The organism is Nocardiopsis changdeensis, from assembly GCF_018316655.1.
Classification (GTDB): Bacteria; Actinomycetota; Actinomycetes; order Streptosporangiales; family Streptosporangiaceae; genus Nocardiopsis; species Nocardiopsis changdeensis.
In genome coordinates this window covers 1,556,213-1,572,652 of the sequence record NZ_CP074133.1, presented here as the reverse complement: position 1 = coordinate 1,572,652, position 16,440 = coordinate 1,556,213, and the positions used below count along the sequence as shown (strand labels likewise).

Genomic DNA, 16,440 nt, shown 5'->3' with positions numbered 1-16,440 from the left:
TCGACATCGGAATCCCCCTCAGCATAGTGATCACGCGCCCCCCTGCCCGCGGCCTGCGCCCGGTGACGGGAACAGGGCGTAGGCGCCGCCTCCGCCGGGCACCGGCATCGCGGCCGACCCTCCAGCCGTCCCGGCCACGGGCGCCTCCCACGCACCGCTGTCCAGGAGCGCGCCGTCGGCCATGGAGCGGACGCGGTTCTCCCCGCCGGCCTCGGTGTACAGGTAGCCGGAGACGATGCGTACGGGCCGCTCCCCCGCCTCCGCCTCCACCGTCCAGCCGCCGGTTCCGGGGGCGCCGTCCCAGCCCGTGATCACGGGTGCGCCGGACCTGGCCGAGGTGCCCGCGACCGCGGCGCGCCCGTGCTCGTCGCCGACCGGTACGGGCTCGGACCGCGAGGAGAACTCCGCCAGCGTCCGGCCGTCCTCCAGGCCGTGGACGGTGTAGGCCGCGGCCTCCCCCCGCTCCCAGGCCATCACGGCCACCGGCGCGGAGTCGCTCACGGGGCGGGGGCCGTAGGACACGACGGCCTCCCCCGCAGCCCCTTCCAGTGCGGCGGGGACCTCCAGACCGGTGTGGTCCCAGAGTTCCCGTCCGGAGCCGGCGTCGACCGCGCGCAGCGCTCCGTCGCGGTGGAGGAGCACGGTGCCCTGGTACTCGTGCAGGACCGCGTCCCCCTGCCGTTCGTCGGCCGCGACGTGCCCGGTGTCCGCGGCCAGGGCCACCGCGGGCCCGGTCTCGGCGCTCATGACGGTGTGCGCGACCTGCGCGAACACCAGACCCGGCCCCACCCAGGTGCCGGGCACCTCCACGGGCCCCCACACCTTGCGCCCGGTCCCGGGGTCGAGGGCGGCCACCGTGGTCCGGGTCGCGAGCAGCCCGCGCTCGGGTGCCGCGTCGCTGTCGAGCAGCACCACCAGGTCGTCGCCGCCGCCCGTGCGGGTGAGGGCGAACCCGGTGCAGCTCGGGTTGCGCTCGGTGGACCAGCGGGTGCGGCCCCGGTCGTCCATGCCGACGAAGTGCAGTTCTCCCCCGCCCTCCGGGGACACGGGGCCGACGAACCCGGTGTCGGAGCCCTTGGGCTCGGAGGAGTAGGGCGTGGCCCATCCGGCCGAACCGTCCACGGGTCCGGGGAACCGGCCCGGCTCCACCTCCGGGGCGGGGGTCGGTTCCCCGTCCAGGGGCAGGGCGTCGACCGGGTCGGCGGGTCCGGGCCTGCCGCAGGCGGTGGCGGCCAGGAGCAGGCACAGCGCCGCGGCGGGGAGCCGGCGCCGGGCGCGTGCGGCACGGCGGGGCGGGGACGGGCGGCGGAACCGCTCCGGCATGGGTACCACCTCACGTCGTCGCGCGGGCGCCGTCCTTCCGCACGGGGCGGGAAGGGGCGGTGTCCGGCCGGGCGGGGCGGCCGGGGGTGCCGCGGCGGCTCGGCGCCCGCTCTGTTCTCTATCGGCAATAGAAGATATTCTATGTCGGATAGAGAGAAACGCGCCGCGGGTGGCGGAGAACCGCCGACCGCCGCACGGGTCCGGGAACGGCACCCAGCGGCCCGCCCCGGCTCCACCGGGTCCCGGTGTGCCCCGGTGCGGTCAGTCCGAGGACACGGGCAGGGGGGCGCCGTGGAGTCCGGCCGCCGTGCGGACCAGCGCGGCGACCGCCCGGGACCGGCTGTGGGGCGGCCAGGCGATCACCGTGGTGACCTCCGGGGCGTCGACGACGGGCACCGCGACGTGTTCGGGCCACTGCCAGGCGCGGCTGGAGGCGGGGATGACGAGCAGCGTCCTGCCGAGCGCCACGAGCTGGGCGAGCTGCGCCTGGGTGCCCACCTTCGGCCCGGGCCCGTCCGGGTAGGACCCGTCGAGCCGCGGCCACCGGGCGATCGGCAGCCCCGGGACGTCCTGCACCTGGGCCAGCGTGAGCCGTTCGTGCGACGCCAGCGGGTGGTCCGCGGGCAGGATCGCGACCTGGCCCTCGGTGTGGAGGTCCTCGGTGTCGAACCCGGCGAGGTCGTCGAACGGACGGTGCATGAGCGCCACGTCGGCGCGTCCGCTGCGCAGCAGGCCCGCCTGTTCACCGACCTCGCACAGCAGGACGTCGACCGGCGCGGCGCCGGGCTCCCCGGCCGCCCGGTCGAGGAGGCTCCGCAGCAGTTCGTGGGAGGCGCCGGCCTTGGTCGCGAGCACCAGCGGCCGCTTCGGATCCCCGGCGCGCCGTGTCCGGTGGACGGCGGCCTCGACCGCGTCGAGGGCCGACCGGGCCTCCCGGAGCAGCACCGCGCCCGCGGGGGTGAGATCCACGCGGCGCCGGTCCCGGTCGAGGAGCCGGACGCCGAGCCGGTGTTCGAGCCGGCGGATCGCACGGGACAGCGGGGGCTGTGCGATCCCGAGCCGCTCGGCGGCGCGCCCGAAATGCAGCTCTTCGGCGACGGCGACGAAGTACCGCAGCTCGCGGGTCTCGAGATGGTCCACGCCGGCAGACTACCGGCCGATACCCGGCGGGTATCACAGTGGACCCACTCGGTCTTGGACGCCGGGCTCGCGGCCCCCCGAGGATGGGACCCGTGAACGACACGAAGACCGCGCTGGTCACCGGCGCGAACAAGGGAATCGGCCTCGCCATCGCACGGGGCCTCGGACAGGTCGGGTTCCGGGTCGCGGTGGGGGCGCGCGACGACGGGCGGCGCGGGGCGGCGGTGGAGCGGCTGCGCTCCGAGGGCGTCGACGCGTTCGGGGTCGCGCTGGACGTCACCTCCGACGAGGGCGTCGCCGCGGCGGCGGAGGCCGTCGAAGAGGAGGCGGGGCGCCTGGACGTACTCGTCAACAACGCGGGCATCGCCGGCCGCTCCGACGGCGGCGGGCAGGACCCGACGACGCTGGACCTGGACGTCGTGCGCACCGTGCTGGAGACCAACGTGTTCGGGGTGGTCCGGGTCACCAACGCGATGCTGCCGCTGCTGCGCCGCTCGGACGCGCCGCGGATCGTCAACATGTCGAGCAACATGGGGTCGCTGGCCCTGCGAACGGGGCCGGTGCTGGCGGCGTACGCGCCGTCCAAGACCATGCTCAACGCCGTCACGGTCCAGTACGCCCGCCGGTTCGCCGACACCGGCATCATCGTCAACGCGGCCTGCCCCGGATACGTGGCCACGGACTTCACGGGGTTCAACGGCTCGCGGACCCCCGAGCAGGGGGCCGCGATCGCGGTCCGGCTCGCGACCCTGCCCGACGACGGGCCGCGCGGCGGGTTCTTCGACGAGGCGGGGGCCGTCCCCTGGTGAGGGCGGGAGCTCCCGGCGCGGGGGCGCGGTGTTCGCGAATGGTCGTTCTGCACTCCTTGTGAGGACGGGGCGCTACGCATAGCATCGCCCCGACCCCACCGGGTCACCGATCAGTTCAGCACCCTCACCCCCGGGAGCCCCCGCATGCTGAGACGTATCCTCACGCCCCTGCTCATCACCCTGAGTGCTCTGGCGATGACGCTGGTGGGCGTCGCGCCCGCCGGCGCCGCGCCCGTCCACGCCCCGACCGCGGAGCAGGTCCGGCCCGCGGCCCAGACCGTCCTGTACTACGACTCCAGCCAGGCCGCGGAGTACACCTCCGCCGTCGCGGCGGCCGTGAACGTGTGGAACTCCAGCGTCGGCAACGTCCGCCTGGAGCCGGCCCCCGCCGGACGGCGCGCCGAGATCCGCGTCATCGCCGACGACGGCTGGCCCCGGGCCCACCTGGGCCCGGTGCGGCCCGGCGGGCAGGTCACCGTCTGGATGGGCCGCCAGGGCACCGCGCAGGGCTACGACGCGGTGCGCATCGCCGCCCACGAGCTCGGCCACAGCCTGGGGCTGCCCGACGCCAAGCCCGGTCCGTGCTCGTCGCTGATGTCGGGCTCCACCGGTGGCGTGAGCTGCACCAACCCCAACCCGAACGCCTCCGAGCGGTCCCGGGTCGAGGCCAACTACGGCGGCGGCGCGGCCGGTCAGAGCGCGCCCGACGGTCAGATCGTGGTCGACCGCGGCTGAGCGGTCGCGGACCGCGGAGCCGACGGCCCGCGGCGCCAGCCCGCCTCGGCGGGTCGGCGCCGCGGGCGCCGGTGCGCGGGGGCGCGGCACGGCGGGCACGCCGTGGTCGACCGGCCCCTCCCCGGGCCGCCGTCCGGGGCCGACCCCCGCCCCCGCCCCGGTCCGCCGCAGGGGGCACCTCCTAGACTGCGGCGATGCGCACCGTGTTCGTGTTCCCCGGCACCGGACGTGAGGAGACCGCCGCCCTGCTCGACCGGCACCTGCCCCGGTCCGGCGGCACGTGGGTCGTGCCGGACGTCCTCTACGCCCACATCGACGACGAGCCGGCCGGCCTGCTGTTCGGCGACTGGGAGCCGGAGGAGGTGGCGCGGATCGACGCCGCGCTCGGCCGCCATCCCGACTGGGCGCTCCAGGTGGACGTCTCCAGGCGCGTCGAGGGCCCGGCCGAACTCCTCCCCCTGCTCGCGCTGCTGCTCGAACACGACGGTGTCGCCGCCGACGACCACTCCCCGCACGCGTGGACGCTGCGGGAGATCGAGGCCGGGACCGTCGTCGACGGCCTGCGCTTCCTCGGCTCCCGCGCCGGGGAGGACTCCTCCGACGAAGGGCCGAGATGACGGACGCGCACACCACGGGGTACACGGCGGTGGACCACGGACGAGTCCGAGTGCTCGTCGGCGCCGAACGCGGCGCCTACCCCTACGCGAACTCGCTGCTGGTGCGCGGCACGGAGTCGACGGTGCTCATCGACCCGTCGCTCTCCCTGGTCGGCTCCCCGCCGCCCGCGGACCTGGTCCTGGTGAGCCACGCGCACGAGGACCACATGGCGGGCCTGGCGGACCACAGCGCCCTGGTCGGCGTCCACGAACACGACCTCGAAGGGGTGCGTTCCCCCGAGAAGCTGATCGCCGGGCTGGGCCTGGGTCCCGAGGCGGCGGCCGCCGTCGAGAAGGACTACCGGGAACGGTTCCACGTGCGCGAGCGCCCCGATGCGACCGGGTTCGGGGACGGCACCGTGTTCGACCTGGGCGGATGCACCGTGACGGCCGTGCACCTGCCCGGCCACACCGCGGGCCACTGCGGTTTCCTGGTCGAGCCGGACGGGTTCCTGTTCGTGGCGGACATCGACCTGAGCTCGTTCGGCCCCTTCTACGGGGACGCCGGCAGCAGCCTGACGGACTTCGAGGCGTCGATGCGCCGCTGCCGGGAGATCGAGGCGCGGTGGTACGGCACCGGGCACCACAAGGGCGTGGTCGAGGGCGCCGGGGAGTTCCGGCGCAGGCTCGACGCCTACGCCGGGGTGGTGGACCGGCGCAGTGCCGCTCTGCTGGACCTCCTCGCCGTGCCCCGGACCCTGGAGGACATCGTCGCGCACCGGCTGGTCTACCGCCCGCACGTCGAGGGGCCGCACGTGGACCCGGTGGAGCGCCGGACCGCGGTGCAGCACCTGGAGGTGCTGGCGGCGCAGGGGCGGGTCGCCGAGGTGGAGCCGGGGCTGTTCCGGGCCGTCGGCGACGGCAGGGCGGCGCCCCCACCTGCGGCGGGTCCGGCGTCCGGGGGGTGACGGCGCCCCGCCGGAAGGCCGTTTTACCGTGAGGGCATGACGAAATACGCGCGGATGTACCGTCTCGGCTTCACCCCGTGGGAACGTTACGGCGCCGCCGGCGGGGCGCAGCTCGGCGGCCTGATCGACCGGGAGACGCGGGAGCGGCCGGGCGGGCCCGGGCGGGCCCTGGACCTGGGCTGCGGGCGCGGCCAGTTCACCCCCGAACTGGCCCGGCGCGGCTGGGAGGCGGTGGGGGTCGACCTCGTGCCGGCCGCGATCGAGGCCGCCCGGAGCAGGGGCCCGGCGGAGGTCTCCTACGTTGTGGGGGACGTGACCGACCTGCCGTCGGCCGGTCTGGGGGTGTTCGACCTGTTCCTCGACATCGGCTGCTTCCAGGGGCTGACCCCGGAGCAGCGGGCCGCCGAGGGGCGGGGTGTGACGGCGCTGGCCGCCCCCGGCGCCACCCTGCTGATGCTCGCCTTCGGGCCGTCCCGCTACCGGCGCCTGGTCGAGGGCGTCTCTCGGGCCGAGGTCGAGGCCGCGTTCCCCGGCTGGGAGCTCCTCTCGGCCGAGGACGCCGATCCCGCGGGCCTGGGGTGGCCGATGAACCGGACCTCGCCGCAGTGGTACCGGTTCCGCCGCGCCGCCGACTGACCGGGAGCGGTGCGCCGGCGCACCGCGGCGTCCCCCGGCCCGGTCCGCCCCCGCAGGCGCGGGGCGGGGCCGGATGCCCGCAGAGCCTGGGGGGCCGCCGATCCGGCCGGGCCGGGGACGCCCTCCCCGGCCCGGCCGTGGCGGTGCGCTTCAGGAGCGGCGGGCGGGCAGGCGCAGACCGTGGCCGAACCGGAAGAGCGGGTCGGCCGTGTCGAAGGGCACGTCCTCGCGCGCCGCGGCGACGGCCGCGTCGGAGCGGGGCAGGTCGAAGGGCAGCCGCCCGGAGACCTCGGCCCTGCCGGACACGGCGTCGAGCAGGACGTCGTCGTCGACGCCGAACGTGCCCACCAGGGTCACCCCGGGCAGCTCGGCGAAGGGGGTCAGCACGGCGGCGCGCTCCAGGAACACGTCGACGACCACGGGGACGGCCGCCGCCAGGCGCTCCACGCGCCGGACGGTCTCCTCCGGGAACTCCAGGGTCCCCGAGTGGAAGGCGGCCTCCAGGCTCCCCTCCGGGGCGGGGTCGAAGGGGGCGGCCAGCCGCAGGACGGCGAGGTCGGCCTCCTCCGCCCTCTCCACCGGCCGCGCGTACCGGGCCAGGACCCCGGGGTCCACCCCCTCGGCGTAGACGCGCACGTCCGGTCCCAGCCGGACGGCTCCGCCGGACAGGACGACGACGGACGCCGCCTGCGCCCGGCGGGCCAGCGCGAGGCCGGCCGTGGTGGCGACGCGTTCGCGGACCCGCTCCGGCGCGACCGTCCCCGCCGCCGGGTCGTCGAGCAGTCCCAGGCGCTCCTTGTCCCGGAGCACGCGCCGGACGGAGGCGTCCAACCGCTCCTCGGTGACCAGGCCGCGGTCCAGGGCCTCCAGGACGAGCGCCGGGTCGTCCTCTCCGCCGAGCTGGTCGACCCCCGCCTCGAACAGGCGGGCGACGCGTTCGACGGGGGTCAGGTCCAGCAGCCCCCAGGCGCGCACGGGGAGTTCGATCCCCAGGCGGGGCAGGCGCATCCCCGTCACGACGTTGAAGTCCGTGACCACCGTGCCGTCGAAGCCCAGCCGATCGCGCAGCAGGCCGGTGATGACCGTGCGCTGGAAGGCGAAGCCGACCTCGTCGTGGTCCAGTCCCAGCGGGGCGGCATAGCCGGGCATCACCATGGCGACGCCCTCGCCGATCGCGGCGGCGAACGGCAGCAGGTGGTCCTCGAAGCGGCCGCCGGGGTACACCGTGTGGGCCCCGCGCTCGAAGTGGGCGTCCTCGCCGCCGCGCTGCGGGCCCCCGCCGGGGAAGTGCTTGGCGGTGGCCAGCACGCGTTCGTGCGCGCCGCCGTGCTGGAGGCCGCGGACGAAGGCGCGGGTCATCGCGGCCGCGTGCCCGGGGTCCTCGCCGAAGGTCCCGGCCACGCGCGCCCAGCGGGGCTCGGTGGCCAGGTCGGCCATGGGGTGCACGGCGATGTGGACGCCGACCGCGCGCAGCTCGGCCGCCATCATCCGGGCGACCTCCTCGACCAGCGCGGGGTCGTGGGTGGCCGCCAGGCCGAGGGGTTCGGTCAGGGTGCTGAAGCCGCCGCCGCTCTGGCTCACCTGGGCGTTGCGGCCGCGGCCGTGGGTGGGGTCCGACCCGACCGTGAGCGGCACGCCCGGGCCCGAACGGGCGGCGATGGCCCGGACCGCCGTGCCCCAGCGCGCCAGCTCCTCCGCGCCGGGGGAGTTCATCAGGCAGAAGGACCGGACATGGCGGTCCAGAAGCAGTTCGGTGGTGGGGGTGAAGCCGAACGGCGACTCGTCGTCCGTGCCCTCCCAGGGCGTTCCGTCCGGGTTGACGGTCACCCGGGCGACCAGGAGCGCCCCCGCCTTCTCCTGGGGGGTCATCCTGGAGAGGAGGGACTCCACCGCAGGTGAGGCGGTGTGCGGGGCGGTCGGCGAGGGTCCGGTGGAAGGGGTTCCGATGGTGGGCATGCGCTCACCCTAGCGGGATCCGACCCCCTGGACCTAGTATTCACTAGGTATTACCTAGTAGCCACTAGGTATTCAACTCCGGGTCCGGCCGGAGTCCCTACGCTCACGGCGGGCACCGCGGTGCCCGCCCACAGAACACCCCGGCCCGAAGGGATCCCGCCGTGCCACCGGCCCCGTCCGCTCCCCCGCCCCACCCGCCGACGCGCATCCCCATGTCGCGCGTCTACCTGCTCGCCCTGGTCGAGCTCGCCTCGCTCGGCCCGCTGGCCACGGCGCTCGCCGTCTCGCTCTCCCTCAAGGTCCTGGAGATCGCCCCGGAGTCCAAGGAGGCCTCGCTCGCCCTGGTCACCACGGCCGGGGCGGTCGCCGCCCTGGTCTCGAACCCGGTCTGGGGCCACCTCTCCGACCGCACCCGGTCCCGTTTCGGACGGCGCCGGCCCTGGATCGTCTCCGGGGCCGTCCTGGGCGCGGTGAGCGCGGTCCTCATGCTGCTCGCCCCGGGCGTGGGCTGGCTCGCCGCCGCCTGGGCGCTCGGCCAGGCCGGGTACAACGCCTCGCTGGCGGCCCTCAACGCGATGCTGGCCGACCAGGTCCCCGAGGAGCAGCGGGCCAAGGCGTCCGGGGTGTTCGGCGCCTTCGGCTTCCTCGGCCTGGTCCCGGCGATGCTGATCGCGGCCGTGTTCGCCGAGAACCTGGCCGTGGTGATGCTGGCGATGCCGCTGATCTCGCTGGTGATCGTGGGCGTGGTCTGCGCCGTCGTGCCGGACGCGCCCGTCTCCGGCGCCGGGGCGCGGGAGCGCGGGATCGGGGACGTGTTCCGCGCGTTCCTGTTCAACCCGCTGCGGGTGCCGCGGTTCTCGCTCGTGTGGGTCCAGCGGTGCGTGATGCAGTTCGGGTACACGATCGTGGGCACGTTCGGGCTCTTCTACCTCATCGAACGGCTCGGCATGGAGCAGGGCGAAGCCGTGTCCCTGACCTCGCTGGCGACGGTCGCCGGGGCCGGCCTGAACACCGCGGCCGCGTTCGCCTGCGGGTACCTGGCCTCGCGGCGGGGGAACTACGGCCCGTTCATCGTCGCGGCGACCGCGGCCATGGCGGTGTCGCTGCTGATGAAGGCCTACACCGGGGACGTCTCCGTGTTCTGGGCGAGCACGGTCGTCGCGGGCTTCGCCCTGGGCGTGTACTACTCGATCGACCTGGCGCTCGTGATGCGGACCCTGCCGGCCGGCGAGGAGGGCAAGTTCCTCGGCATCTTCAACCTCGCCAAGACGATCCCGCAGTCGGTCGCGCCCGCGCTCGCTCCGCTCGCCCTCGCGGTGGGCGGGCCGGACCCGGTGACCGGGCACGAGAACAACTACGCGTCGCTCTACCTGGCGGGAGCGGTCGCGGTACTGCTGTCGCTGGCGGTGCTGCCCGGGCTGCGGCCGGTCCTGCGGCGCGCCCCCGCGACCCCCGAGACCTCTGCGGTCCCCGAGACCCCCGCGGTCCCGGAGGCCCTGGTGCCCCCGGCCGCCTCCGTGGCCTCCCCCGCCCCCTCGAACCCGCCCGGGGCCGCCCGCTCCGAGGGCGCCCCCGTATCCACCGACAGCGAGGACACCACACCATGACCGAAACGCTCGTCCGGGCCCCCGAGGGCCTCGTCAACTTCCGCGACGTCGGCGGCCTGCGGACGCCCGCGGGCGCCGTCCGGACCGGGGTGCTGTGCCGGTCCGCCGGGCCCGCCTCGCTGACCGAGGCGGGGGCCCGGACGCTGCGGGACGACTTCGCGCTGGTGGTCGACCTGCGCGCCGAGTACGAGGTCGCCCGGGCCCCGGGGGTGCACCCGGCCACCGTCCGGCTGCCCCTGCTGGAGGGCTCCGCCGACTCCATGGCCGCCGTGCCGACCCTGGGCGAGGTCTACGCGGGCCTGGTGGACTCGGCCGGCGAGGCCTTCGTCCGCATCGCGCTCCTGGTCGCCGACACCGGCGGTCCCGTCCTGGTGCACTGCACGGCGGGCAAGGACCGCACGGGACTGGCCGTGGCACTGCTGCTGGACGCGGTGGGCGTGGAGCGGGAAGAGATCGTCGCCGACTACGCGCTCAGCGGGTCGCGGCTGGGCGGCGCCTGGGCCGAGGGGATGCTGGCCTCCGTGCGCGCGATGGGGATCGAGGTCACGCCGGAGGTCGAGACGCTGATCGTGAGCAGTCCCGCCCCGGTGATGGCGGAGGTGTTCGAGCGGCTGGACGCCCGGTACGGCGGCGCGGCCGGGTACCTCGCCGCGCACGGCCTGGACGCCGAGGCCCTGGAGCGGCTGCGCGGCCGGCTGCTGGCGGCCGGCTGAGGCGGCGTCCGCACGCCGGCCCGGCCCGGGGACGCCGGGCGCCGTCCCCTCAGTCGGGCGGGGCGTCCCCGGTCGGGGCGGCGATGCGGCGGTAGAGGGAGTCCACGGCCGCCTCGAAGGTCTCGACGTAGTCGATGCGGTCGGGCAGGGTGAGCCACTGGTCGCGGATGCCCTCGTTGAGGGCCAGCAGTTCCAGGACGGTCCGCTCGGGATCGGTGTCCGCGGCCAGCTCGCCGGACCCGATCCCGTCGCGCACCACCGGGACGAACTCCTCCAGGGCGCGTTCGAGGTTGTGCCGGTGGCGGCCCTCGATGGGGTGCCCCTCGATGCCCGCCGCGCCGGTGAGCATCCGGCGGAACCGCACCAGGTCCGGGTCCTGCGCCGCCCGTCGGACGGCGGCGACCAGCCCGTCGCACAGGTCGCGGACGGTGGTGATCTCGCGGAGGTAGAGCTCGCGGTAGACGTCCTCGCGCAGCTCGACGACGGCGAGGAACAGGTCCTTCTTGCGCGGGAAGTGGTGCAGGACGCCGGCGTCGGTCACCCCGGCCGCCCGGGCGATGTCGGCGATCCGCGCGCTCTCGTACCCCTTGCGGCCGAACTCGCGGGTCGCGGCCGCCAGGATCGCCGTGCGGCGGGTGTCGCCGCGCACGATCCGCTTGTCGTCGACCACGACCGCCGCGTCCTCGCCCAGAGATGCCATGGCCGGAATCATAGGCCGAAGCCGCTCCGGCCCGGTAAGCGGCCGGGAGGCCCGCAGGTCAGCGCAGGAGGCCCTGCGTCATCGCGATCAGAGCGTCGACGTCCTCCTCGACCATCGGCCGGCCGCTGATGCCCAGGCGGTGCAGCAGCGTCCCCGCGATCACGTCGACGATGAGCAGGATCCGCTGTTCCGGCTCCTTCAGCGCCTCCCGGAGCACGGCCAGGTACGGCGCCTGGAAGCGCGTGTTCAGGATCTCGCGCAGGGCGGGGTCGTTGATGGCCTCGCTGAACACCCCCGCGAACGCCGCGCCCACCCCGGGCTCCCCGATCTTCTCGGCGGCCCAGCGGACGGCCGTCTCCAGCATCGCGTCCCGGGTCTCCCCCTCCAGCGGTACCACGCCGATCGCGTCGAGCAGGCAGTCCACGATCAGAGCGCCCTTGGAGGGCCACCGGCGGTAGAGCGTCGTCTTGGCGACCCCCGCCTCGGCCGCGATGCGGTCCATCGTGGCGCCCGCGTAGCCCAGTTCCCGCACCGAGCGCAGTGTGGCCGCGAAGACGGTCGCGTTCAGATCGGAGCGGGGGCGTCCGGCCGGAGTGGATTTCTGCACCGGTTCAGGCTATCTTGCCGATTACGCTACTGGAAGTAGCGTAATTGATCCGAGAGGACACGCCATGAGCGGAAAGGCCCCCCTGGGCACCCGCATCCTCGCCAGGAACACCACGGACTGGGAGTCGCTCACCGACGAGCAGGTGATCGCCGCACGGCACCGGACCAACCGCCTGCGGGCCTCGCGCGCGATGCGCGTGGTCACCGGCCTCCCCCACCGGCGCACCCGCATCACGGAACGGGTCCTGGACCTCCCCGGCCGCCGCCTGACCCTGCGCGTGCACCGGCCGCGCGACGCGGGCCCCCGGCTCCCGCTGGTCCTGTCGTTCCACGGCGGGGGCTTCATCGCCGGCACCGCCGCGCAGAACGACTGGCTCAACAGCCACCTGGCCGCCCGCTGTCCGGCGGTGGTCATGGGGGTGGAGTACCGCCTGGCCCCCGAACACCCGCTGCCGCTGCCGGTCGAGGACGGCCACGACACGCTCGCCCGGATCCTCGACGAGGCCGGGGCCTGGGGCGTCGACCCGGCGGCCGTCGCGGTCCTGGGCGAGAGCGCCGGGGGCACGATCGCCGCGCTCATGGCCCTGCGCTCCCGCGACGGCGGCCCCGCGGTGCACGCCCAGGTGCTGGCCTACCCCGCCCTGGACTGGACGGAGACCATGGCCGACCACCCCTCGATCGCCGCCAACACGGGTCAGCCCGCGTTCTCCCTGTCCGAGCTCCGCACCGCCGCCCGGCTGAGCCTGCCGCCGGGTCTGGACCCGCGGGAGGTGTCCCCGCTCAAGCTCGAGGACCTGTCCGGCCTGCCCCCGGCGCTGGTGGTGACCGGCGGGCTGGACCCGCTCGAGGACCACGGCGGCCGCTACGCCGAGCGGCTCCGCTCCGCGGGCACCGACGCCCGGCGGGACCGCTACCCGGGGGCCGTCCACGGGTTCCTCAGCATGCCCGGCCTGGTCCGGCAGGCCCGCCCCGCGCGGGACGGGATCCTCGCGTTCCTGCGCGGCCGGCTGCACCCCGCGGCGCGACGGGCGGGGGTGGAGCGGCGATGACCGCCACCGACACCGCCGGGGCGGCGACCGGGACCGCCCCGCCCGCCGAGGCGCGGGACCCGGGTCGCACGCCGGACGGGGGCGCCGGCGGGCTGCTGCGCCCCTACGCGGGCGGCTTCGCCTCCGTGGTGGTCCTCCAGGTCGTCGGGGCCCTCGCGGGCCTGGCCCCGCTGCTGGCGGTGGTCGAACTGGGCCGGGTCCTGCTGGCGTCGGGACCGCCCGACCCGGACCGCGTCCGGGCGGCCGTGGTGGTGGGCGCGGCCGGGCTGTTCGTCCGCCTGCTGTTCACGGCCGCCTCGTCCGGGGTCGGGCACCTGGTCGACGTCCGGCTGCAGCTGGCCCTGCGCCGGAGGCTGGCCGAGCGGCTGGGGCGGGCGCCGATCGGCTGGCTCTCCCGGCGCCGGACCGGCGAACTGGCCAAGGTGGTCGGGGAGGACGTGAGCGCCGTGCACCCGTTCATCGCCCACGCGCCCGGCGAGCTGGTCTCCGCGTTCGTGGTGCCGCTGGTGGCGCTGGCCTACCTGTTCACCGTGGACTGGCGGCTCACCCTGGTCACCCTGGTCCCGGTGGTGCTGGCGGTGGCGCTGGTGCCGCTGATGATGACCCCCGCCCGGCTGCGCGAGCAGGAGGAGTTCGACGCCGCCCAGGGGCGGATCGCGGACGCCGCCGTGGAGTTCGTCCGGGGCATCTCGGTGGTCAAGGTGTTCGGCGGCCAGGAGCGCGCCCACCGCGGGTTCCTGCGGGCCGTGGACGACTTCACCGCCTCGTTCTCCCGCATGGTGCGCAACCTCTCCGTGGTCGCCGCGGGCATGCAGCTGGTGCTGTCGCCGCCGTTCGTCCTGCTGGCCGTACTGGTCGGCGGAACGGTGCTGGTCACGGCGGGCGGGATGGCCCCGGCGGACCTGCCGCCCTTCCTGCTGCTGGGCCCCGGCCTGGCCGCCCCGGTGGCGGCCCTGGGCCACGGGTTCGACGACCTGCAGGCCGCCCGGCGCGCGGTCGGGAGGATCCGGGAGGTGCTGGCGGTGCCCCCGCTCCCCGAGCCCGCGCACCCGGTCGCGCCCCGGGGCCACCGGGTGGAGCTGCGCGGGGTCGGATTCGGCTACGGGGACGGCCGCGAGGTGCTGCGGGGGATCGACCTGGTGCTCGAACCGGGGACGGTCACCGCGGTCGTCGGGCCGTCCGGCAGCGGCAAGTCCACCCTGGTCCGGCTGCTGCCGCGGTTCTTCGACCCGACCTCCGGCTCGGTCCTCCTGGGCGGTGCCGACCTGCGGGAGATCGACGGCCGGGAACTGTACCGGAAGGTGTCGTTCGTCTTCCAGGACACGCGCCTGCTGCGCGCCTCGGTCGCGGACAACATCGCGCTGGCGGTGCCGCGGGCCGACCGCGGGGCGGTGGAGCGGGCCGCCCGGGCGGCGGAGGTCCACGAGCGCGTCACGGCCCTGCCGCACGGCTACGAGACGGTGTTGGGCGAGGAGGCCGGGCTGTCGGGCGGTGAGGCGCAGCGGATCGCGATCGCCCGCGCGCTGCTCGCGGACACCCCCGTCCTGGTGTTGGACGAGGCCACCGCGTTCGCCGACCCGCTGACCGAGCGGGCGGTGCGCCGGGCCCTGACCGCGCGCGGAGGAGAGCGGACGGTCCTGGTCATCGCCCACCGGTTGGAGACGATCGCCGACGCCGACACCGTCGTGATGCTCAGGGACGGGGAGGTCGTCGAACGCGGCGCGCCCGCCGAACTGCTGGCCCGGGGCGGCGAGTTCGCCGCGTTCTGGAGGACCCACCGGGCCGCCTCCGAGGAATCGACCGCCGCGGGCGACGCGGTGCGAGGAGACGAACCCCGATGATCCGGATGCTGCTGCGCGTGCTCGGGGACGAGTACGCGCGACCGGTACGGCGTACCGTCGTGCTGATGACGGCCGCCGCGGTGGCCGAGGGCCTGGCCTGCGCCCTGCTGGTCCCGGTGCTGCGGGCGCTGTTCGGCGACGACCCCGGCGGGGCCCTGCCCTGGCTGGCGGCGTTCGGCGCCGCGGTGGCCGGGTACGGGGTCCTGCGCTACCTCGCGGACCTGTCCGGGTTCCGGGCCGGGACCACGCTGCTGCGGGGGGTGTACCACCGGCTCGGCGACCATCTGGCCCGGCTGCCCGTCGGCTGGTACACCGGCGACCGGGTCGGGGAGGTGTCCGGCCTGGCCGGGCGCGGCGTGCTCCAGGCGATGGGCGTGATCGCGCACCTGCTGGCGCCGTTCCTCACGGCCTGCGCGACGCCCCTGACCATCGTCGCCGTGATGCTCGCCTTCGACTGGCGGCTGGGGCTGGCCGCCGCGATCGCCGTGCCGGTCGTGGCCGCGGTCCAGGTCCGGGCGGGGCGTGCGTCGGCGGCCGCCGACGCCGAGCGCGCTGCGCGGGACCACGAGGCCACGGGGTGGGTGATCGAGTACCTCGGCGCCCAGCCGGTGCTGCGTGCGGGAGGCCGGGGCACCGAGCGCTTCCGGGCGCTGGACGAGGCGCTGCGCGGGATCCGGCGCGCGTCGCGCCGCTCGCTCGTGTCGGCGCTGCCCGGAGTGGTGGGCCTGGCGCTGACCGTGCAGGCGGCGTTCACGGCGGTCCTGGCCCTGGGCGCGTACCTGGTGCTCGGCGGGGACATCGGGGCGGCCGAACTCCTGGCCGTCCTGGTGCTGGCCGCCCGCTGCGCCGACCCGCTGCTGTCGCTGGCGGACCTGGGCGGGCAGCTGCGCGCCGCGCGGGCCGAACTGGAACGGCTCGACACGGTGCTGCGCACCGAGCCGCTGCCCGAGCCCGCGGAACCGGTCCGGCCCCGGCGGCACGACCTGGAGTTCGCGTCCGTGGAGTTCGGGTACGGCGGCCGCACGGTGATCGACGGCCTGTCCCTGTCGGTGCCCGAGGGGCGGCGGCTCGCCGTCGTCGGCCCGTCCGGGGCGGGCAAGAGCACGCTGCTGCACCTGGTGGCCCGGTTCCACGACGTACAGGGCGGCTCGGTGCGGCTGGGGGGTGTGGACGTGCGGTCCGTTCCCACGGAGGTGCTGATGGAGCGGATCGCCGTGGTCTTCCAGGACGTGCACCTCTTCTCGGGGACGATCGAGGAGAACGTGCGGCTGGGCCGGCCCGGCGCCACGGCGGCGGAGGTGCGCGCGGCGGCGGCCGCGGCCCGGCTGGACGAGGTGGTCGAGCGGCTGCCCCGGGGCTGGGAGACGGAGGTCGGCGAGGGCGGGGCGCTGCTGTCGGGCGGGGAGCGCCAGCGGGTGTCGATCGCGCGGGCGCTGCTGAAGGACGCGCCGGTGGTGCTGCTGGACGAGGTGACCTCCGCGCTGGACCCGGTCGGCGAGGCCGCGGTGCACGAGGGCATCGAGCGCCTGTCGGCGGGCCGGACGGTGGTGATGGTCGCGCACCGGCTGCGCACCGTCCGCGGCGCCGACCACATCGTGTTCCTGGACGGCGGCCGGATCGTGGAGGAGGGCGACCACGAGGGGCTGCTGCGCCGCGGCGGCCGCTACGCGGACTTCTGGCGGGCCTCCACCTCGGGCGTGCCCTCGGGGGGCGGCGGGTGACGCCGGGGCGGCCGGGCCCCTGGCAGGGGCACCCGCCGCG

The 16,440-nt window shown here is 75.9% G+C and carries 15 protein-coding genes; 10 read left to right on the top strand and 5 right to left on the bottom strand.

Annotated elements, in window-relative coordinates; genetic code table 11:
- Positions 1–30: 30 nt before the first annotated feature.
- A complete protein-coding gene (locus tag KGD84_RS07305) occupies positions 31–1,323 on the bottom strand; it encodes a PQQ-like beta-propeller repeat protein (RefSeq protein WP_220559500.1) in 1,293 nt (430 codons plus the stop codon).
- A gap of 261 nt (positions 1,324–1,584) precedes the next feature.
- On the bottom strand, positions 1,585–2,463 hold the full coding sequence (locus KGD84_RS07300) for a LysR family transcriptional regulator (protein WP_220559499.1): 879 nt from the start codon (positions 2,461–2,463) through the stop codon (positions 1,585–1,587).
- Between the two features lie 83 nt (positions 2,464–2,546).
- On the opposite strand from KGD84_RS07300, the gene KGD84_RS07295 reads away from it, so the two are divergent.
- The 5 genes from KGD84_RS07295 (at position 2,547) to KGD84_RS07275 (ending at position 6,207) form a co-directional block, all read left to right on the top strand.
- The gene (locus tag KGD84_RS07295) at positions 2,547–3,272 is read left to right on the top strand and encodes an SDR family oxidoreductase (RefSeq protein ID WP_220559498.1); all 726 of its coding nucleotides are present in this window, start codon (positions 2,547–2,549) and stop codon (positions 3,270–3,272) included.
- Positions 3,273–3,416: 144 nt separating this feature from the next.
- On the top strand, positions 3,417–4,007 hold the full coding sequence (locus KGD84_RS07290; protein WP_220559497.1) for a snapalysin family zinc-dependent metalloprotease: 591 nt from the start codon (positions 3,417–3,419) through the stop codon (positions 4,005–4,007).
- Positions 4,008–4,201: 194 nt separating this feature from the next.
- Complete coding sequence (locus tag KGD84_RS07285) at positions 4,202–4,624, top strand: hypothetical protein (protein ID WP_220559496.1); 423 nt, start codon at positions 4,202–4,204, stop codon at positions 4,622–4,624.
- Positions 4,621–5,571, top strand: a complete 951-nt coding sequence (locus tag KGD84_RS07280) for an MBL fold metallo-hydrolase (protein ID WP_220559495.1) — start codon at positions 4,621–4,623, stop codon at positions 5,569–5,571. The genes KGD84_RS07285 and KGD84_RS07280 overlap by 4 nt, the downstream gene beginning before the upstream one ends.
- 36 nt (positions 5,572–5,607) lie before the next feature.
- On the top strand, positions 5,608–6,207 hold the full coding sequence (locus tag KGD84_RS07275) for a class I SAM-dependent methyltransferase (protein ID WP_255646372.1): 600 nt from the start codon (positions 5,608–5,610) through the stop codon (positions 6,205–6,207).
- 150 nt (positions 6,208–6,357) lie between these two features.
- Here KGD84_RS07275 and KGD84_RS07270 read toward each other — a convergent pair whose 3' ends face one another.
- Positions 6,358–8,163: a glycoside hydrolase family 3 protein gene (locus tag KGD84_RS07270; RefSeq protein WP_220559494.1), complete on the bottom strand. Its 1,806-nt coding sequence runs from the start codon at positions 8,161–8,163 to the stop codon at positions 6,358–6,360.
- A gap of 212 nt (positions 8,164–8,375) precedes the next feature.
- On the opposite strand from KGD84_RS07270, the gene KGD84_RS07265 reads away from it, so the two are divergent.
- Entirely contained in the window at positions 8,376–9,770 is a 1,395-nt protein-coding gene (locus KGD84_RS07265) for an MFS transporter (protein WP_220559493.1), read from the top strand.
- Complete coding sequence (locus KGD84_RS07260) at positions 9,767–10,483, top strand: tyrosine-protein phosphatase (RefSeq protein WP_220559491.1); 717 nt, start codon at positions 9,767–9,769, stop codon at positions 10,481–10,483. The genes KGD84_RS07265 and KGD84_RS07260 overlap by 4 nt, the downstream gene beginning before the upstream one ends.
- A gap of 49 nt (positions 10,484–10,532) precedes the next feature.
- Here the strand turns inward: KGD84_RS07260 and KGD84_RS07255 are convergent, their stop codons facing one another.
- Complete coding sequence (locus KGD84_RS07255) at positions 10,533–11,183, bottom strand: TetR/AcrR family transcriptional regulator (protein WP_255646371.1); 651 nt, start codon at positions 11,181–11,183, stop codon at positions 10,533–10,535.
- 58 nt (positions 11,184–11,241) lie between these two features.
- Positions 11,242–11,790, bottom strand: coding sequence for a TetR/AcrR family transcriptional regulator (locus KGD84_RS07250; RefSeq protein WP_220559490.1), 549 nt, complete (start codon positions 11,788–11,790; stop codon positions 11,242–11,244).
- Between the two features lie 64 nt (positions 11,791–11,854).
- Here KGD84_RS07250 and KGD84_RS07245 point away from each other — a divergent pair, with 64 nt between their 5' ends.
- From KGD84_RS07245 to KGD84_RS07235, 3 genes are read left to right on the top strand one after another with little or no spacing between them, the layout of a single operon-like run.
- Positions 11,855–12,838 carry an alpha/beta hydrolase gene (locus tag KGD84_RS07245; protein WP_220559489.1) on the top strand — a complete coding sequence of 328 codons (984 nt, stop codon included), beginning with the start codon at positions 11,855–11,857 and terminating at the stop codon, positions 12,836–12,838.
- Positions 12,835–14,679, top strand: coding sequence for an ABC transporter ATP-binding protein (locus tag KGD84_RS07240; protein ID WP_220559488.1), 1,845 nt, complete (start codon positions 12,835–12,837; stop codon positions 14,677–14,679). Before KGD84_RS07245 ends, KGD84_RS07240 begins: the two co-directional genes overlap by 4 nt.
- Positions 14,676–16,400, top strand: coding sequence for an ABC transporter ATP-binding protein (locus KGD84_RS07235; protein ID WP_220559487.1), 1,725 nt, complete (start codon positions 14,676–14,678; stop codon positions 16,398–16,400). Before KGD84_RS07240 ends, KGD84_RS07235 begins: the two co-directional genes overlap by 4 nt.
- Positions 16,401–16,440 lie beyond the last annotated feature (40 nt).

What these genes read in the sequence shown, in the direction of transcription:
- KGD84_RS07305 (WP_220559500.1), bottom strand. Translation starts at nt 1,323, where the DNA reads ATGCCGGAGCGGTTCCGCCGCCCGTCCCCGCCCCGCCGTGCCGCACGC.
- KGD84_RS07295 (WP_220559498.1), top strand. Translation starts at nt 2,547, where the DNA reads ATGGGACCCGTGAACGACACGAAGACCGCGCTGGTCACCGGCGCGAAC.
- KGD84_RS07290 (WP_220559497.1), top strand. Translation starts at nt 3,417, where the DNA reads ATGCTGAGACGTATCCTCACGCCCCTGCTCATCACCCTGAGTGCTCTG.
- KGD84_RS07285 (WP_220559496.1), top strand. Translation starts at nt 4,202, where the DNA reads ATGCGCACCGTGTTCGTGTTCCCCGGCACCGGACGTGAGGAGACCGCC.
- KGD84_RS07280 (WP_220559495.1), top strand. Translation starts at nt 4,621, where the DNA reads ATGACGGACGCGCACACCACGGGGTACACGGCGGTGGACCACGGACGA.
- KGD84_RS07275 (WP_255646372.1), top strand. Translation starts at nt 5,608, where the DNA reads ATGACGAAATACGCGCGGATGTACCGTCTCGGCTTCACCCCGTGGGAA.
- KGD84_RS07270 (WP_220559494.1), bottom strand. Translation starts at nt 8,163, where the DNA reads ATGCCCACCATCGGAACCCCTTCCACCGGACCCTCGCCGACCGCCCCG.
- KGD84_RS07265 (WP_220559493.1), top strand. Translation starts at nt 8,376, where the DNA reads ATGTCGCGCGTCTACCTGCTCGCCCTGGTCGAGCTCGCCTCGCTCGGC.
- KGD84_RS07260 (WP_220559491.1), top strand. Translation starts at nt 9,767, where the DNA reads ATGACCGAAACGCTCGTCCGGGCCCCCGAGGGCCTCGTCAACTTCCGC.
- KGD84_RS07255 (WP_255646371.1), bottom strand. Translation starts at nt 11,183, where the DNA reads ATGGCATCTCTGGGCGAGGACGCGGCGGTCGTGGTCGACGACAAGCGG.
- KGD84_RS07245 (WP_220559489.1), top strand. Translation starts at nt 11,855, where the DNA reads ATGAGCGGAAAGGCCCCCCTGGGCACCCGCATCCTCGCCAGGAACACC.
- KGD84_RS07240 (WP_220559488.1), top strand. Translation starts at nt 12,835, where the DNA reads ATGACCGCCACCGACACCGCCGGGGCGGCGACCGGGACCGCCCCGCCC.
- KGD84_RS07235 (WP_220559487.1), top strand. Translation starts at nt 14,676, where the DNA reads ATGATCCGGATGCTGCTGCGCGTGCTCGGGGACGAGTACGCGCGACCG.